Below are 17,419 nucleotides of genomic sequence, written 5' to 3'. Positions count from 1 at the left end.
AATGCGAAATATTGCTGCGCCGCACCCATGCTTCGGGGCGCGGCGGCACGCCACGGCGGAACAAATCCGTTTCCGTTCAACATATCCGGTACCGGTTTTCCATGTATTGCGCTGCGCTACAATCCTGCCATGTTGACCGATCGGCTTTTCGCACGCTCGGCGCGACCGTCGGGCCCGCCGGCGGAGTCGCAGCCGTCCCGTTGGCACCACGGACCGTGGTGGTCCAATTCCTATTTGCTGACGCCGCTGCTGTCGATCCTGGTATTTCTCGTGGTGATGAGCCTCATCCTGTGGAGCCTCAATCGCCGCGAACAGCAGCAGCAGGAAGACACCCTGTTTCGTAACGTCGCCTGGGCGCAGCAACAGATCCGCCTGTCGATGACGGGCGCGCAGGAACAGCTGCAGGCGCTGTCGCGCGATCTCGCGTCGGGCCGCCTCGACCAGAACGCATTCCAGATGGCCGTCGCGGACGTGATGCAAACGCATCCGGAAATCCTCTACCTGAACTGGTACACCGCGCCCGGCGTGCAGCGCTGGCCGACCGTGCATCCGCCGCTGCTCGGCCAGCGGCTCGCGAAGCCGGGCGACGCGCAGATGCAGGACGCCGTGCGCGGCGCGTACGACGAAGCGCGCAGCACGCGCCGCCAGGCCTATTCGCCGCTGATCTACGACGACTTCGGCAACGGCTTCATCACGCTGCAGACGCCCGTGATGCGCGGCGACCGCGAATATCTCGGCTCGATCGCCGCGGTGTTCTCGGTCGAGGGCATCCTGAAGCACGACATCCCGCAGGAACTGTCGTCGAAGTACAAGATCTCGATCACCGACGCGAACAACCGCGAGCTGTCGTCCACGTCGACGCGCCCGCGCCTGCCGCGCGACTCGCACTACGACCTGCCGCTCGATCCGCCCGGCCAGGGGCTGACGGTGCGCGTGTACGCATTCCCGCAGCTCACGAACCTGACCAACAACACGCTCGTGTGGCTCGTCGCCGGCCTGTCGTGCTTCGTGCTGTGGAGCCTCTGGAGCCTGTGGAAGCACACGCGCCAGCGCTTCGAGGCGCAGCAGGCGCTGTACGCGGAAGCGTTCTTCCGCCGCGCGATGGAAAACTCGGTGCTGATCGGCATGCGCGTGCTCGACATGCACGGCCGCATCACGCACGTGAACCCCGCGTTCTGCCGGATGACGGGCTGGGACGAAACCGACCTCGTCGGCAAAGTCGCGCCGTTCCCGTACTGGCCACGCGACGCCTACCCGGAAATGCAGCGCCAGCTCGACATGACGCTGCGCGGCAAGGCGCCGAGCTCGGGCTTCGAGCTGCGCGTACGGCGCAAGAACGGCACGCTGTTCCATGCGCGCCTGTACGTGTCGCCGCTGATCGACAGTTCGGGCCGCCAGACCGGCTGGATGTCGTCGATGACCGACATCACCGAACCGAAGCGCGCGCGCGAGGAGCTCGCGGCCGCGCACGAACGCTTCACGACGGTGCTCGAAAGCCTCGACGCCGCGGTGTCGGTGCTCGCCGCCGACGAAGCCGAGCTGCTGTTCGCGAACCGCTACTACCGCCACCTGTTCGGCATCCGCCCGGACGGCCATCTGGAACTGTCGGGCGGCGGCTTCGACCGCGCGCAGGCATCGTCCGACTCGATCGACATGGTCGACGCGTTCGCGGGCCTGCCGGCCGCCGCGCTGACGAGCAGCACCGCCGATGCGCAGGAGGTGTACGTCGAAAGCATCCAGAAATGGTTCGAGGTGCGCCGCCAGTACATCCAGTGGGTCGACGGCCACCTCGCGCAGATGCAGATCGCGACCGACATCACGACCCGCAAGAAGGCGCAGGAACTCGCGCACCAGCAGGAAGAAAAGCTGCAGTTCACGAGCCGATTGATGACGATGGGTGAAATGGCGTCGTCGATTGCTCACGAATTGAACCAGCCGCTCGCCGCGATCAACAACTACTGCTCGGGCACGCTCGCGCTCGTCAAGAGCGGCCGCGGCACGCCCGAAACGCTGCAACCCGCGCTGGAAAAGACCGCGCAGCAGGCGCTGCGCGCCGGGATGATCGTCAAGCGGATCCGCGAATTCGTGAAGCGCAGCGAGCCGAAACGCCAGCCGGCCCGGGTCGCGGACATCGTCGCCGACGCGGTCGGGCTCGCCGAAATCGAGGCCAGGAAGCGCAGGATCCGGATCGTCACGGAAATCCTCGCAAGAATGCCTATTATTTATGTCGACCCCGTGCTGATCGAGCAGGTGTTGATGAACCTGATGAAGAACGCGGCCGAGGCGATGGCCGACGTGAAGCCGGCCTCGGCGGACGGCGTGATCCGCGTCGTCGCCGACATCGACGCGGGTTTCGTCGACATCCGCGTGATCGACCAGGGTCCGGGCGTCGACGAAGCGACCGCCGAGCGCCTGTTCGAACCGTTTTACAGCACCAAGTCCGATGGCATGGGCATGGGGCTGAACATCTGCCGTTCGATCATCGAATCGCATCGGGGGCGTCTGTGGGTGGTCAACAACGTCGAGCCGGATGGCCGCATTTCCGGCGCGACGTTCCACTGCAGCCTGCCCATTGGGGAACCCGCTGATCTCGGCCAAGGGGGGCGCGAGGCATCGGCATCACATACCGTTACGGGAGAACTATGAATAGCCCTGTCACCACCACTCAGGAAACCGTCTTTGTCGTCGACGACGACGAGGCCGTACGGGACTCGCTGCGCTGGCTGCTGGAGGCGAACGGCTATCGCGTGCAATGCTTCTCGAGCGCCGAGCAGTTCCTCGATGCCTACCAGCCGGCGCAACAGGCCGGCCAGATCGCGTGCCTGATCCTCGACGTGCGGATGTCGGGCATGAGCGGCCTCGAGCTGCAGGAGCGCCTGATCGCCGACAACGCCGCGCTGCCGATCATCTTCGTCACGGGTCACGGCGACGTGCCGATGGCCGTGTCGACGATGAAAAAGGGTGCGATGGACTTTATCGAGAAACCGTTCGACGAAGCCGAGCTGCGCAAGCTCGTCGAGCGGATGCTCGACAAGGCCCGAAGCGAAAGCAAGAGCGTCCAGGAACAGCGTGCCGCGAGCGAGCGCCTGTCGAAGCTGACCGCGCGCGAGCAGCAGGTGCTCGAACGCATCATCGCGGGCCGCCTGAACAAGCAGATCGCCGACGATCTCGGCATCAGCATCAAGACGGTCGAAGCGCACCGCGCGAACATCATGGAAAAGCTCAACGTCAACACGGTGGCCGACCTGCTGCGCCTCGCGCTGTCGAAGAAGCAGGCCTGAGCGTCTTCAGCGGCCGCGGCGGCGCTGCCCGCCCGGCCCGCCACCGGCGCTTGCCGCCCCGCGCGATGCGGCCCACTCGCGCGGCGGCGGCCTTTCCTCCCGGCGCACGCGCGCCGCGACCATGACGCTTCCCGTTGATTCGCTGTCGGACGGCAGCAAGCGAACGGTATAATTGCGTGCTTTGCTGCGGCGCTTCCGGCGCCGTACGCCCGCATTCCAACTTCCCGGCAGGACCCACCACCATGACAGCCCTCCTCATCGACGGCAACGCCCTTTCGAAGACCTTGCGCGCCCAGGCCGCCGAACGCGCCGCCGCCCTGACCGCTCGCGGCCACCAGCCCGGTCTCGCGGTGATCCTCGTCGGCGAAAACCCGGCGAGCGAAGTCTACGTGCGCAACAAGATCAAGGCGTGCGAGGACAATGGTTTCTTCTCGCTGAAGGATGCCTACCCGGCCACGCTGTCGGAAGCCGACCTGCTCGCGCGCATCGACGAGCTGAACCGCGACCCGAAGATCCACGGCATCCTCGTGCAGCTGCCGCTGCCCGCGCATATCGACAGCCACAAGGTGATCGAGGCGATCGCGCCGGAGAAGGATGTCGACGGCTTTCACGTCGCGAACGCCGGCGCGCTGATGACCGGCAAGCCGCTGTTCCGCCCGTGCACGCCGTACGGCGTGATGAAGATGTTCGAGGCGCACGGCATCGCGCTGCAGGGCGCGAATGCGGTCGTGATCGGCCGTTCGAATATCGTCGGCAAGCCGATGGCGATGATGCTGCTCGACGCCGGCGCGACCGTGACGATCTGCCACAGCAAGACGCGCGACCTCGCCGCGCACACGCAGCAGGCCGACATCGTGGTCGCCGCGGTCGGCAAGCGCAACATCCTGACCGCCGACATGGTGAAGCCGGGCGCGACGGTGATCGACGTCGGCATGAACCGCGACGATGCGGGCAAGCTGTGCGGCGACGTCGATTTCGCGGGCGTGAAGGAAGTGGCCGGCTACATCACGCCGGTGCCGGGCGGCGTTGGCCCGATGACCATCACGATGCTGCTGGTCAACACGATCGAATCCGCCGAACGCGCCGCTGCCGCCGCGGCCTGACGCATCCCCGTTCAGCCGGCGCGCCTGCGTGCGCCGGCGTCTCGCCGGCCGCGTCGATGCGGCCGCACCGCGTCCGGCCGCAAGCCGCCGGACGCCCGTCCCCGGATGCCCGCTGTCGGATGCGCACGGCCACGCATCCGACCCTGCGTCAATCGCGCCATTAGAAACTAACGATTGGAAAGCGCACGATGCGCCCCAATAATGTCGGTATCGGGCGCCGTCGCGCCCAGCCGCCGTTACCCTTTTCATCCCGGTTCATCCGGCAACAGACAGGGAGTCTTATGTCCGCCAGCGCCAACACCAATCCGCTCCTCGACTTCTCCGGCCTGCCCCGTTTCGGCGAAATCCGCCCGGAACACGTGACGCCCGCACTCGATACGCTGCTCGACGCCGCCAGCCGCGCGGTCGAAACCGCGAGCGCGCAGGAGACGCCGTCGACCTGGGCCGCCGTCGTCGAGACGGTCGAGCAGGCCACGGAGCCGCTCGGCCGCGCATGGGGCATCGTCGGCCATCTGAACGCGGTCGCCGACACGCCGGAGCTGCGCGCCGCCTACGGCGAAAACCTGCCGCGCGTGACCGAGTTCTGGTCGAGCGTCGGCCAGAATCTCGCGCTGTACGAGAAGTACAAGGCAATTGCCGCGAGCGCCGAATACGCGACGCTGTCCGCCGAACGCAAGAAGATCCTCGATAACGCGCTGCGCGATTTCCGCCTGTCGGGCGCCGAGCTGCCGGAGGACCAGAAGCCGCGCTTCGCGGAACTGCAGGAGCAGCAGGCCGCGCTGTCGAAGGCCTTCTCCGACCACGTGCTCGACGCGACCAACGCGTACGCGTATGTCGTCGAGGACGAAGCCGAACTGGCCGGCTTGCCCGGCGATGCGATCGAGGCCGCCCGCGAAGCCGCGCAGAAGGACGGCAAGGCAGGCTGGAAATTCACGCTACACTTCCCGTCGTACTTCCCGGTGCTGCAGTACGCCGAGAACCGCGCGCTGCGCGAGACGCTCTACCGCGCCTATGCGACGCGCGCGTCGGAACTCGGGCCGCAGTACGGCGGCGGCAAGGCCGAATGGGACAACACGGCGATCGTCGCCGACGAGCTGAAGCTGCGCCGCGAAGAGGCGCAGATGCTCGGCTACCGCAATTTCGCCGAAGTGTCGCTCGCGCCGAAGATGGCCGAATCGCCGCAACAGGTCATCGCCTTCCTCGAGGATCTCGCGACGCGCGCGCGTCCGCACGCGGACAAGGACTGGGACGAGCTGCGCACGTTCGCCGCGAAGGAACTCGGCCTCGCCGAACTCGCGCCGTGGGACGTCGCGTACGCGGCCGAGAAGCTGCGCCAGCAGCGCTACGCGTTCTCGGAAAACGAGGTCAAGCAGTACTTCCCGGAACCGGCCGCGCTCAAGGGCCTGTTCACCGTCACCGAAACGCTGTTCGGCGTGCGGATCAAGCCGGATGAAGCGCCGGTGTGGCACAAGGACGTGCGCTTCTTCCGCGTCGAGAACCGCGACGGCTCGCTCGTCGCGCAGTTCTATCTCGACCTGTACGCGCGCGAAGGCAAGCGCGGCGGCGCATGGATGGACGACGCGCGTTCGCGTGCGAAGCGCGGCAGCGACGTGCAGACGCCGGTCGCGTATCTCACCTGCAACTTCTCGGCGCCGATCGGCGGCAAGCCCGCGTGCTTCACGCACGACGAAGTCATCACGCTGTTCCACGAGTTCGGCCACGGGCTGCACCACATGCTCACGCGCGTCGACGAACTCGGCGTGTCGGGCATCAACGGCGTCGAATGGGATGCGGTCGAGCTGCCGTCGCAGTTCATGGAAAACTTCTGCTGGGAATGGGACGTGCTGTCGTCGATGTCGTCGCACGTCGATACGGGCGCCTCGCTGCCGCGCGAGCTGTTCGACAAGATGATCGCCGCGAAGAATTTCCAGAGCGGGCTCGGCACGCTGCGCCAGATCGTGTTCTCGATGTTCGACATGCTGCTGCACGTCGACTTCGACCCGGCCGGCGCCACCGGCGTGACCGCGTTCGCGCGCGAGATCAACGAGCGCTACCACGTGATCCCGCAGGCGGCCTTCTCGCGCTGGCCGAACACGTTCAGCCACATCTTCGCGGGCGGCTACGCGGCCGGCTATTACAGCTACAAGTGGGCCGAGGTGCTGTCGGCCGACGCGTACGCGGCGTTCGAGGAAGCGGCCGCCCAGAGCGGCAGCGTGCTCGACGCGGCCACCGGCACGCGCTATCGCCGCGAGATCCTCGAGGTCGGCGGCAGCCGCCCGGCGATGGATTCGTTCAAGGCGTTCCGCGGCCGCGAGCCGGAAATCGATGCGCTGCTGCGCCACAACGGGATGGCCGCGCCCGCGCACTGAGCGCGCCGCCCGACCCTTCCGGCTGCATCGACAGGCACCGCCACGGCGGTGCCTTTTTTCATGGCGCGGGCGCTTCGTCGTCGAACAGCGAGAACTGCCCGTGACGCTCGGCCGTGTCCTCGTCGATGCGCACGCCGACGCCGAGCAGCCGTACGGCCTGCGCGCGCCGCTGCAGCCCCTTCGCGAGCAGCGTGACGGCCGTCTCCGCATGCGTCGCGTCGGCCACGCATTCGACCGTCGTGCGCTGGAAATCGGCGAAGCGGATCTTCACGTACAGCTTGCGGATCGACCGCGCGGCGCCGGCGCGCGCGATCCGCGCGTCGAGCTGCACGACGAGGCGGCGAATCTCGTCCGCGCATTGCTCGAGCGTCGTCAGGTCGGTCACGTAGGTCGTCTCGACGCTGACCGACTTGCGCTCCTGGTCGGCCTGCACGGGCCGCTCGTCGATGCCGCGCGACAGTTCGTACAGCCGCCGCCCGAATGCGCCGAACTCGCGATGCAGGTCGATCAGCGGCCAGTCGCGCAACTGCGCGCAGGTCTGGATGCCGAGCCGGTCGAGCCGCGTGGCCGTCACCTTGCCGACGCCGTGCAGCTTGCGCACCGGCAGCGCCGCGACGAACGCGTCGATCTCGTGCGGCCGCACGACGAACAGGCCGTCCGGCTTGTTCCAGTCCGACGCGATCTTCGCGATGAACTTGTTCGGCGCGACGCCGGCCGACACGGTCACGCCGACCGTGTCGAACACGCGCTGGCGGATCTCGCGCGCGATCAGCGTCGCACTGCCCTGGCACCGCTCGGACCCGCTGACGTCGAGGTACGCCTCGTCGAGCGACAGCGGCTCGACGTCGGGCGTGTAGTCGCGATAGATCGCCATGATCTGCCGCGACGCCGCGCGGTATTTATCCATCGCGGACGGCAGGATCAGCAGGTCCGGGCACTTGCGCATCGCGAGCGCCGACGACATCGCCGAATGCACGCCATAGCGCCGCGCCTCGTAGTTGCAGGTCGCGATCACGCCGCGCTGGTCGGGCCGGCCGCCGACCGCGAGCGGCCGGTTGCGCAGCGACGGATCGTCGCGCATCTCGACCGACGCGTAGAAACAGTCGCAGTCGCAGTGAATGATCTTGCGCATGCGCGGCAGCGCGTCGCCCGGTGGCGGCACGTGCGGATCGGCAGGCGGGATAGTGGTCGGGTTCACGGTGCCGATACTGTACAAAAACACAGTGCCGGTTTCAACTGTCGCGTGCGGCCGCGCCCGGCTGCGCCGTACCGGCCCGCTTTGCGCGGATCGTACCGGCCGCGCGCCGGCAGCGACGCCTATACTCGTCTGCCGCGACACACCAAACGAGAAGGTGACGGATGAAGACGATCGGATTGATCGGCGGCATGAGCTGGGAATCGTCGGCCGAGTACTACCGGATGATCAACCGCCATTCGAAGGCGCTGCATGGCGGCCACCACAACGCGAAGAGCGTGCTGGTCACGGTCGACTTCGCGGAAATCGAAGCGCTGCAGCGCACGCACGACTGGGCGGCGCTCGGCGAACGGATGGCCGACGCGGCGCGCCAGCTCGAAGCGGCCGGCGCCGATCTCGTCGTGCTGACGACCAATACGATGCATCGCGTGCACGACGCGATCGAAGCCGCGGTGAAGCTGCCGTTCCTGCACATTGCCGATCCGACCGGCAGCGCGCTGCGCGACGCAGGCGTCGAGCGCGTCGCGCTGCTCGGCACGCGCTACACGATGGAGTTGCCGTTCTATGCGGAGCGGCTGCGCGACAAATTCGGGATGGACGTGCTCGTGCCGGACGAACGCGGGCGCGACGACGTGCACCGGATCATCTACGACGAGCTGTGCCACGGCATCGTCGCGGCGGAATCGCGCGCGACCTACGTGTCGATCATCGAGGCACTGGCGCGGCGCGGCGCGCAGGCCGTGATTCTCGGCTGCACGGAAATCACGCTGCTGATCGGCGCGGACGATTCGCCGCTGCCGGTGTTCGACACGACCGCGCTGCATGCGAAGGCGGCCGTGGAGTGGGCGGCGCGGTAACCACGACAATCGCGCCGGCGATATCGCGCGCGGAAAACAAAAAACCCGGCACGGGGCCGGGTTCCTGTCGACGAAGCGCGCATCGGTCATTTGCGCTGCACATCGTCTGGTGTGCTTGGTTGCGGGGGTAGGATTTGAACCTACGACCTTCGGGTTATGAGCCCGACGAGCTGCCAGACTGCTCCACCCCGCGTCAGAGAAATAAATTATAGGGTGATGAAGTACTCACGTCAACACTTTTGTCACAAATTCTTCTCTCGTCTTCCAGACGGCGTGGCCCGCGCCCTGCTCCGCGTCGCGTTTCGCGCGCGTTCGCCCCGCATGCTCGCGGTAAGATGGCGGCCTTCGCATTCACGCCGCACACATACTCCCGTTCATGAAAATCGCCACCTGGAACGTCAACTCGCTCAACGTCCGCAAGCAGCATGTGCTCGACTGGCTCGCGCAAAGCGGCACCGACGTACTGTGCCTGCAGGAACTGAAGCTGCCTGACGAGAAATTCCCGCGCGCCGATCTCGAGGCGATCGGCTATCGCAGCTGGTTCACGGGCCAGAAGACCTACAACGGCGTCGCGATCCTCGCGCGCGCGTCGCTCGCCGTCGACGAATCGGACATCGTGCGCAACATCCCCGGCTTCGACGATCCGCAGCAGCGCGTGGTCGCCGCGACGGTCGACGGCGTGCGCATCGTGTCCGCCTACTTCCCGAACGGCCAGGCGCCCGACTCCGACAAGTTCGTCTACAAGATGCAGTGGCTCGACGCGCTGCAGGCGTGGCTGCGCACCGAGCTGCAGCGCTACCCGAAGCTCGCGCTGCTCGGCGACTACAACATCGCGCCGGAAGACCGCGACGTGCACGATCCCGCGAAATGGGAAGGCCAGAACCTCGTGTCGCCGCAGGAGCGCGCGCACTTCGCGCAACTGATCGAGCTCGGCTTCGTCGATGCGTTCCGCCGCTTCGAGCAGCCCGAGAAAACCTTCACGTGGTGGGACTACCGGATGATGGCGTTCCGCCGCAACGCCGGGCTGCGCATCGACCACATCCTGCTGTCGCCGGCGCTCGCGGAAACCTGCACGTCGTGCGAGGTCGATCGTACGCCGCGCACGTGGGAACAACCGTCCGACCACACGCCCGTCGTCGCGGTCGTCGGCTGATCGTCCCATCCGCCCGCGCGCTCAGTGCCGCGCGGGCGCCGGCCCGAGATGGGCCCACAGGAAGCCGAACTCGGCCGCATCGGCCTCCGCACGCTCCAGATCGTCGGCGCTGCCGTGGCCGCCGTCGGTGTTCTCCCAATACCACACCCGTTCGTGACCGAGCGCCTGCATGCGCGCGGCCATCTTGCGCGCATGCGCGGGATGCACGCGGTCGTCGCGCGTCGACGTCGTCAGCAGCAGCGGCGGATACGTGACGCCTTCGCGCACGCGGTGATACGGCGAATACGCGGCCAGCGCCGCGCCCGCGCGCGGATCGTCGGGGTCGCCGTATTCGTCGAGCCATGCGGCGCCCGCGTGCAGCTTCGGATAGCGCTGCATGTCGAGCAGCGGCACGCGGCACAGCACCGCGCCGAACAGCTCCGGCCGCTGCATCATGCACGCGGCGACCAGCAATCCGCCGTTGCTGCCGCCCTCGATCCCGAGCTGCGCGGCCGTCGTCACGCCGGTCGCGGCCAGATCCTCGGCCACCGCGATGAAATCGTCGAATGAACGCTGCCGATGTTCGCGCTGCGCGTCGACGTGCCAGCGCGGCCCGAACTCGCCGCCGCCGCGGATATGCGCGAACGCCATCACGCCGCCGCGTTCGAGCCACCCGATGCCGAACGCGTCGCTGTAGCCCGGCAGGTTCGGGATCGCAAAGCCGCCGTAGCCCGACAGCAAACACGGCCGCGCGACGCGCGCGGCGCCGTCGGCCGGATCGAGCGCATCGCGCGGCCCGATCAGCGTGTACGGCACCATCGTGCCGTCCCGCGAGCGCGCGCTCGCGCGGCGCACGACGAGCCCGGCCGCCTCGAACTGCACCGGCGGCCGGTCGAGCAGCACACGGCGCGACGGCGCATCGTCCGCCCGATCGGCAAGATCGGCCAGCCAGCATTCGGGCGGATCGAGATAGGTGTCGACGTCGACGTACACCTCGTCGTTCAGCGTCGCCTCGACGGGTTCGACGTCGATCTGCGCATCGCCCGTCCACTCGAACGGCCGCGCGTCCCATGTCCACGTGCCGTCGTTGGCCTGCCGCGGCTGCCACAGCATCGTCCGGTTGTGCACGTCGTCGAGCCAGCTCGCGATCAGCATCGTGCGCGTGTGCGTCCACGTGCACGCGGATGTGGTCGGCCGCGGCGCGAACAGCGTCGTGAATGCGCGCGACCCGGCCAGGAACGCCTGCTCGCGGATCGCGAGCAGCGAGCCGCCCGCATGGCGCACGCCGTCGCAATCCCAGTCGAGGCGCGGCTCCAGCACGAGCCAGCCTTCCCAGAACCCGACCTCGACGTGCGTCGGCACGTCGTAGCGCGCCCACTCGCCGGCGTCGGTCAGCCAGTAGGCATGCGCGTCGAAGAAGTCGACGCTGCGCCACGCGACGTGACGCCGATCGATCGGATCGAACCACGCCCCGGCGCTGATGTCGTCGGGTTCGCCGCTGAACACGACGGGCGCATCGGCGAGCGCCGTGCCGCGCACCCAGCGCCGCGCTTCGTACGGATAGCCGGCCGCGGTCGCATGCGCTTCGCCGCGATCCCAGCTCACGTAGACGGTGTCGCGGTCGATCCAGCCGACCGTGTGATGGCCCGGCTCGTCGATCGTGAAGCCGCCGTCGACGAAACGGCGTTCGACGAGATCGAATTCGCGCACGACGACCGCGTCGGCACCGCCCGGCGACAGCGACAGCAGCGCGCGATCGCCGTCCGGATACAGGATCGCATCCTGCTCGAACACCCACGACTCGCCCTCTTCGGCACCGAGCGCATCGACGTCGAGCAGCGTTTCCCACGCGGGCCGACCGGCACGCCAGTCGTCCCAGCGCGCGCGGCGCCACAGCCCCTTCGGATGGAGATCGTCCTGCCACAGGTCGTACGCCCAGTCGCGCCAGCGGGTCGGAATCACCGGGCGCTCACGCGGCAGATAGGCCTTGGCGAGACGCGCGGCCAGCGCGCGATACGCATCGTCGTCGCGCAGCGCGGCACGCGTGCGCGCATTCTGCTCGTCGACCCACGTGCGGGCGCGCTTGCTGTCGAGCGCTTCGAGAAAACGGAACGGGTCGGCCCCGGCGGGCCAGCGGAAGGAATCGGACATTGAGGATCGGCGGAATGGCAAACGGCGTGCAAACCGCGATTATGTCCGATCGCGGCATGCGCGACGCGCGTGCAAACCGCGATTATGTCCGATCGCGGCATGCGCGACGCGCGCGCATGCCGCGATTCGTGCTCAGGGCTCCAGGTGGAGTTCCTGGATCTTGCGCGTGATCGTGTTGCGGCCGATACCGAGGCGCTCCGCGGCCTCGACCTTGCGGCCCCGCGTGAAGTCGAGCGCCTCGCGGATCACGGCCGCCTCGAAACGGCGTGCGAGCTCGTCCATCACGTCGGCCGAATTCTCGCGCAACAGCCGCGCGACTTCGGTGCGCAGGCCATGCTCCCACAGCGGATAGCCGTTCGGCACGCTGCCGTTCGGCGCGGCCGCGACGGGCGCGCTCGCCGCCGGCGCCGCACCGAGCGCGGGCGGCACGGCCGGCGCGCTGCCGGGCGCATCCGCGCCGTCGCCCGTCGCGACGACCGGCGCGCCGGCCGGCACGAGATCGGGCGGCAGGTCCTTGATCTCGACCGTCTGCGCGGGCGCCATCACGGTCAGCCAGTTCGCGAGGTTCTCGAGCTGCCGGACATTGCCGGGAAACGGCAGCGACGTCAGGTACGCGAGCGCGTCGTCGGACACGCGCTTCGGCTCGACGCCGAGATCGCGTGCGCTCTTCTGCAGGAAGTGGCGCGTGAGCAGCGCGATGTCCTCGCTGCGTTCGCGCAGCGGCGGCAGGCGCAGCCGGATCACGTTGAGCCGGTGGTAAAGGTCCTCGCGGAACAACCCCTGCCGCACGCGCGATTCGAGATTCTGGTGGGTCGCGGCGATCACGCGCACGTTCGCGCGCAGCGGGTTGTGCCCGCCGACGCGGTAGAACTGCCCGTCCGACAGCACGCGCAGCAGGCGCGTCTGCAGGTCGAACGGCATGTCGCCGATTTCGTCGAGGAACAGCGTGCCGTTCTCGGCCTGCTCGAAACGGCCCTGCCGTGTCGTCTGCGCGCCGGTGAACGCGCCGCGCTCGTGGCCGAACAGCTCGGATTCGAGCAGGTCCTTCGGAATCGCCGCGGTGTTCAGCGCGATGAACGGGCCGTTCGCGCGCGGGCTGTGGCGATGCAGCGCCCGGGCGACGAGCTCCTTGCCGGTGCCCGATTCGCCGGTGATCAGCACGGTCGCGGCCGAATGCGACAGGCGGCCGATCGCGCGGAACATGTCCTGCATCGCGGGCGCCTGGCCGAGCATCTCGGGCGCCTCGGCGACGCGCTCGTCCTGCGGCGCGCCGCCGCGCAGGCTTTCCTCCACCGCGCGGCGGATCAGCTCGACGGCCTTGTCGACGTCGAACGGTTTCGCGAGATATTCGAACGCGCCGCCCTGGAACGCCGCGACGGCGCTGTCGAGGTCGGAGAACGCCGTCATGATGATGACGGGCAAGCCCGGCAGCCGCTCGTGCATCGCCTGCAGCAGCTCGAGGCCCGAGCCGCCCGGCATCCGGATGTCGGACACGAGCACCTGCGGCGTCTCGTGGTCGAGCGCGGCCAGCGCATCGCGCACGTTCGCGAAGCTCTTCGTCGCGAAGCTGTCCCGGGCGAGTGCCTTTTCAAGCACCCAGCGGATCGATTGGTCGTCGTCTACTATCCAGATCGGCTTCATAGGTCGGTCAGGTATGGGTGAATCCGGTGAATCGCAATGTCGCCACTCAATGGTCGAGCGGCAGCAGAATCTGAAATTCGGTACGTCCGGGCCGGCTTTCGACCTCGATCATCCCGTCGTGCTGCTGCACGAAAGTCTGCGCGAGCGTCAGGCCGAGACCACTGCCGTCTTCGCGCCCGGACACGAGCGGATAGAAAATGCGGTCGCGGATCTCGTCCGGAATGCCGGGCCCGTTGTCGATCACGTGCAAGTCCAGTGCCAGCCGGTACAGGCGCTTCGCGATCGTGATCTTGCGCGCGATGCGCGTGCGCAGCTCGATCTTCGCGTCGCCCTGCGCGATCCGCTCGCGCAGCGCCTGCGCCGCGTTGCGCACGATGTTGAGCAGCGCCTGGATCAGTTGCTCCTTGTCGCCGCGCAGGTCCGGCACGCTCACGTCGTAGTCGCGCTCGATCGTGAGCCCGCGCGGAAACTCCGCGAGCATCACCGCGCGCACGCGTTCGCACACTTCGTGGATGTTCACGTCGCCGACGATGTGCGGATGCCGATGCGGCTCCAGCAACCGGTCGACGAGCGTCTGCAGGCGATCGGACTCCTTGATGATCACCTGCGTGTATTCGCGCAACTCGCCGCGCTCGCGCTCGCCCAGTTCGAATTCGAGCAGCTGGGCTGCGCCGCGAATGCCGCCGAGCGGGTTCTTGATCTCGTGCGCGAGGTTGCGGATCAGCTGCTTGTTGACCGCGGTCAGGTCGTGGATGCGCTCTTCCCGGTCGGTACGCGACTGCCGTTCGTTCTCGAACAGCTCGACGAGCACGAAATCGGGCGCCGACTCGAGGAAGCCGACGATCGCATGCACATGCAGCGGTTCGCGGCCGGGCCGGTCGAGCACGGTATCGAGGTGCGTCGCGTGAAAGCGTTCCTCGCCGATCGCGGTGATCGTCGATGCCAGCTCGTTCGCGTTCGGAAAAATCTCGCCCCACGGCCGCTGCGCGAGCTGCCGGCGCGAGATGTCGAGCATCGCCTCCGCCGACGGGTTCGCGAACGCGATCCGCAGCGTCTTGCGGTCGAGCACGATCACGACCGTCGGCAGCGCTTCCAGCCCCGCCAGCAGGCCCGAACGCGCGAGCCGCTCGTCGTCCGTCAGTCGCTCGGGCTGCCCCGTTTTCGCCTTGATCAGATTCTTCAGAACCATCTGCGTGCTTGTCGCGCCTCACCGGGCCAGAAAATGAAAATCACCGGAACAAAAAAGGGACGGCTGGACGCCGTCCCCTTTCAGACTCCGCCGTTCCCGCCGCAGGCCGCGCGACGGGAACGAACCGGCAAAATGGCGCTGAATCGTCGCGCCATCGCCGATTAGAGCGAGTAGTACATCTCGAACTCGATCGGGTGCGTCGTCATGCGGAACTTCGCCAGCTCCTGCTCCTTCAGCGCGAGGTACGCGTCGATCATGCCGTCCGTGAACACGCCGCCGCGCGTCAGGAACTCGCGATCCTTGTCGAGCGCTTCGAGTGCCTGGTCGAGGCCCGCGCAGACGGTCGGGATCTTTGCATCCTCTTCCGGCGGCAGGTCGTACAGGTTCTTGTCCGCGGCTTCGCCCGGATGGATCTTGTTCTGGATCCCGTCGAGGCCGGCCATCATCAGCGCCGTGAAGCACAGGTACGGGTTCGCCATCGGATCCGGGAAGCGCGTTTCGATGCGGCGGCCCTTCGGGTTCGACACGTGCGGAATGCGGATCGATGCCGAACGGTTGCGTGCCGAGTAAGCGAGCTTGACCGGTGCTTCGAAGTGCGGGACCAGACGCTTGTACGAGTTCGTCGTCGGGTTCGTGATCGCGTTCAGTGCACGGGCGTGCTTGATGATGCCGCCGATGTAGAACAGCGCCAGTTCCGACAGGCCGGCGTAGCCGTTGCCCGCGAACAGGTTCTGGCCGTCCTTCCAGATCGACTGGTGAACGTGCATGCCCGAACCGTTGTCGCCGACGACCGGCTTCGGCATGAACGTCGCCGTCTTGCCGTACGAGTGCGCGACGTTGTGGATGATGTACTTCGACCATTGCGTCCAGTCGGCGCGCTGCACCAGCGTCGAGAACTTCGTGCCGATTTCGTTCTGGCCCTGGCCCGCCACTTCGTGGTGGTGCACTTCGACCGGGATACCGAGCTGTTCGAGCAGCAGGCACATTTCCGAACGCATGTCCTGGAACGTGTCGACCGGCGCGACCGGGAAGTAACCGCCCTTCGTGCCCGGACGGTGGCCCGTGTTGCCGCCTTCGAATTCCTTGCCGGCCGACCACGGTGCTTCTTCCGAGTTGATCTTCACGAAGCAGCCCGACATGTCCGTGTTCCACTGGACCGAGTCGAAAATGAAGAATTCCGGTTCCGGACCGAAGTAGGCCGTGTCGCCGATGCCCGTGCTCTTCAGGTACGCTTCGCCGCGCTTCGCGAGCGAACGCGGATCGCGCTCGTAGCCCTTGCCGTCTGCCGGCTCGACCACGTCGCAGGTCAGCACGAGGGTCGACTCTTCGTAGAACGGGTCGACGAAGGCCGCGCTCGGGTCCGGCATGAGCAGCATGTCCGACGCCTCGATGCCCTTCCAGCCCGCGATCGACGAACCGTCGAATGCATGGCCGCTTTCGAACTTGTCTTCGTCAAACGCCGAAACCGGCACCGACACGTGCTGTTCCTTGCCGCGCGTATCCGTGAAGCGGAAATCGACAAACTTGACGTCCTCGTCCTTCACGAGCTGCATGACGTCGGCGACGGTTTTACTCATAACCTCTTCTCCTGATTGAACAATTCCGGCGGACTGGGAACCGCCTCGTTTATCGAGCTGACCGGGGTCTTGCTTTAGCGCAGCGCGCCCCGATTCGACCGAATTCTATATAGCAGCATCCGTGCCAGCCATCGCAAAACCGACGTAAATCGCGCCGGAGCGCGTCGCGACGGGACCCGGCTGCGCAATTCCGGGGCCGGCCACCGCACCGGCGGCCGCGCAAACGCACCGAAACGGTGCAATCACGCCAGCGCGCCGTCGCGGCGGAATCATTCTGGTGCATGCACGCCATTCTGCACCCTTTTGGTGAGTGCGTGGCGGTGCATGTGCCTGTCGGTAGACGGGCGTTCGTACCGCGACGCCGCGCTAGAATGTTCGTTTGACCGATACGGAGACTCCCTGCCATGAGTACGCTCGACCAGCTTTACGCGAAGGCCGACGAACGCCGCGCACAAGGCGCGCTCAACTACGCCGGCGCGCTGCTGCCGGTCGAGGCATTCGAACTGCTGCAGCTCGACCCGTCCGCGCGCCTCGTCGACGTGCGCACGCGCGCCGAACTCGACTGGATCGGCCGCCCGCTCGTCGGCGACGGCCAGTACCTGCACCTCGAATGGACGCGCTACCCGGGCGGCGTGCCGAACGCCGAATTCGTCAACGAACTGAAGGCGGCCCTCCCGGCCGATACGCCGATCCTGTTCCTGTGCCGCAGCGCCGCGCGCTCGAAGCTCGCCGCGGTCGCGTCCGCGCAGGCCGGCTTCACGAAGGCGTTCGACCTGCTCGAAGGCTTCGAGGGCGCCAAGGACGCCGAAGGCCACCGCAAGACGGTCGACGGCTGGTGCTTCCGCAAACTGCCGTGGATCGGCGCCTGACGAAGCACGACGCTCGGCGGCGACAGCCTCATCGTCGAGCCGGGCGATGACATGC

Annotated in this window: 12 protein-coding genes and 1 tRNA gene; 7 read left to right on the top strand and 6 right to left on the bottom strand. The window is 67.3% G+C overall.

Annotation, left to right across the window (positions count from 1 at the left end; all coding sequences use genetic code 11):
- Positions 1-129: 129 nt before the first annotated feature.
- The 4 genes from fixL (at position 130) to AC0KUR_RS31260 (ending at position 6,753) form a co-directional block, all read left to right on the top strand.
- Positions 130-2,646, top strand: a complete 2,517-nt coding sequence (gene fixL / locus AC0KUR_RS31275; protein WP_034188952.1) for an oxygen sensor histidine kinase FixL — start codon at positions 130-132, stop codon at positions 2,644-2,646.
- On the top strand, positions 2,643-3,281 hold the full coding sequence (gene fixJ, locus AC0KUR_RS31270) for an oxygen response regulator transcription factor FixJ (protein ID WP_006493245.1): 639 nt from the start codon (positions 2,643-2,645) through the stop codon (positions 3,279-3,281). The genes fixL and fixJ overlap by 4 nt, the downstream gene beginning before the upstream one ends.
- Before the next feature lie 242 nt (positions 3,282-3,523).
- Positions 3,524-4,384, top strand: coding sequence for a bifunctional methylenetetrahydrofolate dehydrogenase/methenyltetrahydrofolate cyclohydrolase FolD (gene folD, locus AC0KUR_RS31265; protein ID WP_473376847.1), 861 nt, complete (start codon positions 3,524-3,526; stop codon positions 4,382-4,384).
- Between the two features lie 281 nt (positions 4,385-4,665).
- Positions 4,666-6,753 carry a M3 family metallopeptidase gene (locus AC0KUR_RS31260; protein ID WP_034188954.1) on the top strand — a complete coding sequence of 696 codons (2,088 nt, stop codon included), beginning with the start codon at positions 4,666-4,668 and terminating at the stop codon, positions 6,751-6,753.
- A gap of 58 nt (positions 6,754-6,811) precedes the next feature.
- Here the strand turns inward: AC0KUR_RS31260 and dinB are convergent, their stop codons facing one another.
- Positions 6,812-7,975: a DNA polymerase IV gene (gene dinB, locus AC0KUR_RS31255; RefSeq protein WP_034188955.1), complete on the bottom strand. Its 1,164-nt coding sequence runs from the start codon at positions 7,973-7,975 to the stop codon at positions 6,812-6,814.
- A 137-nt stretch (positions 7,976-8,112) separates the two neighbouring features.
- Between dinB and AC0KUR_RS31250 the strand changes: the two genes are divergently transcribed.
- Positions 8,113-8,805: an aspartate/glutamate racemase family protein gene (locus tag AC0KUR_RS31250; protein ID WP_034188956.1), complete on the top strand. Its 693-nt coding sequence runs from the start codon at positions 8,113-8,115 to the stop codon at positions 8,803-8,805.
- A 116-nt stretch (positions 8,806-8,921) separates the two neighbouring features.
- On the opposite strand, the gene AC0KUR_RS31245 is transcribed toward AC0KUR_RS31250, so the two are convergent.
- Positions 8,922-8,998: transfer RNA gene (locus AC0KUR_RS31245), tRNA-Met, on the bottom strand.
- A gap of 183 nt (positions 8,999-9,181) precedes the next feature.
- Here AC0KUR_RS31245 and xth point away from each other — a divergent pair.
- Positions 9,182-9,958, top strand: coding sequence for an exodeoxyribonuclease III (gene xth, locus AC0KUR_RS31240; protein ID WP_034188957.1), 777 nt, complete (start codon positions 9,182-9,184; stop codon positions 9,956-9,958).
- A gap of 21 nt (positions 9,959-9,979) precedes the next feature.
- Here xth and AC0KUR_RS31235 read toward each other — a convergent pair whose 3' ends face one another.
- From AC0KUR_RS31235 to glnA, 4 genes are all read right to left on the bottom strand, one after another.
- Positions 9,980-12,088: a prolyl oligopeptidase family serine peptidase gene (locus AC0KUR_RS31235; RefSeq protein WP_473376846.1), complete on the bottom strand. Its 2,109-nt coding sequence runs from the start codon at positions 12,086-12,088 to the stop codon at positions 9,980-9,982.
- A gap of 132 nt (positions 12,089-12,220) precedes the next feature.
- Positions 12,221-13,729, bottom strand: coding sequence for a nitrogen regulation protein NR(I) (gene ntrC, locus AC0KUR_RS31230; protein ID WP_034188959.1), 1,509 nt, complete (start codon positions 13,727-13,729; stop codon positions 12,221-12,223).
- Between the two features lie 46 nt (positions 13,730-13,775).
- A complete protein-coding gene (gene glnL, locus AC0KUR_RS31225; RefSeq protein WP_034188960.1) occupies positions 13,776-14,918 on the bottom strand; it encodes a nitrogen regulation protein NR(II) in 1,143 nt (380 codons plus the stop codon).
- Between the two features lie 161 nt (positions 14,919-15,079).
- Positions 15,080-16,495, bottom strand: coding sequence for a type I glutamate--ammonia ligase (glnA, locus tag AC0KUR_RS31220; RefSeq protein WP_017331833.1), 1,416 nt, complete (start codon positions 16,493-16,495; stop codon positions 15,080-15,082).
- 404 nt (positions 16,496-16,899) lie between these two features.
- Here glnA and AC0KUR_RS31215 point away from each other — a divergent pair, with 404 nt between their 5' ends.
- Complete coding sequence (locus AC0KUR_RS31215) at positions 16,900-17,364, top strand: rhodanese-like domain-containing protein (protein WP_006478364.1); 465 nt, start codon at positions 16,900-16,902, stop codon at positions 17,362-17,364.
- Positions 17,365-17,419 lie beyond the last annotated feature (55 nt).

Source organism: Burkholderia sp. YHN3-13 (genome assembly GCF_055810675.1).
This window is presented reverse-complemented; position numbering and strand designations above follow the sequence as displayed.

Bases quoted from the DNA above. Each gene is read 5' to 3' on its own strand.
- AC0KUR_RS31215 (WP_006478364.1), top strand. From the start codon at position 16,900: ATGAGTACGCTCGACCAGCTTTACGCGAAGGCCGACGAACGCCGCGCA.
- xth (WP_034188957.1), top strand. From the start codon at position 9,182: ATGAAAATCGCCACCTGGAACGTCAACTCGCTCAACGTCCGCAAGCAG.
- AC0KUR_RS31235 (WP_473376846.1), bottom strand. From the start codon at position 12,088: ATGTCCGATTCCTTCCGCTGGCCCGCCGGGGCCGACCCGTTCCGTTTT.
- AC0KUR_RS31260 (WP_034188954.1), top strand. From the start codon at position 4,666: ATGTCCGCCAGCGCCAACACCAATCCGCTCCTCGACTTCTCCGGCCTG.
- AC0KUR_RS31250 (WP_034188956.1), top strand. From the start codon at position 8,113: ATGAAGACGATCGGATTGATCGGCGGCATGAGCTGGGAATCGTCGGCC.
- glnA (WP_017331833.1), bottom strand. From the start codon at position 16,495: ATGAGTAAAACCGTCGCCGACGTCATGCAGCTCGTGAAGGACGAGGAC.
- folD (WP_473376847.1), top strand. From the start codon at position 3,524: ATGACAGCCCTCCTCATCGACGGCAACGCCCTTTCGAAGACCTTGCGC.
- ntrC (WP_034188959.1), bottom strand. From the start codon at position 13,729: ATGAAGCCGATCTGGATAGTAGACGACGACCAATCGATCCGCTGGGTG.
- fixJ (WP_006493245.1), top strand. From the start codon at position 2,643: ATGAATAGCCCTGTCACCACCACTCAGGAAACCGTCTTTGTCGTCGAC.
- glnL (WP_034188960.1), bottom strand. From the start codon at position 14,918: ATGGTTCTGAAGAATCTGATCAAGGCGAAAACGGGGCAGCCCGAGCGA.
- fixL (WP_034188952.1), top strand. From the start codon at position 130: ATGTTGACCGATCGGCTTTTCGCACGCTCGGCGCGACCGTCGGGCCCG.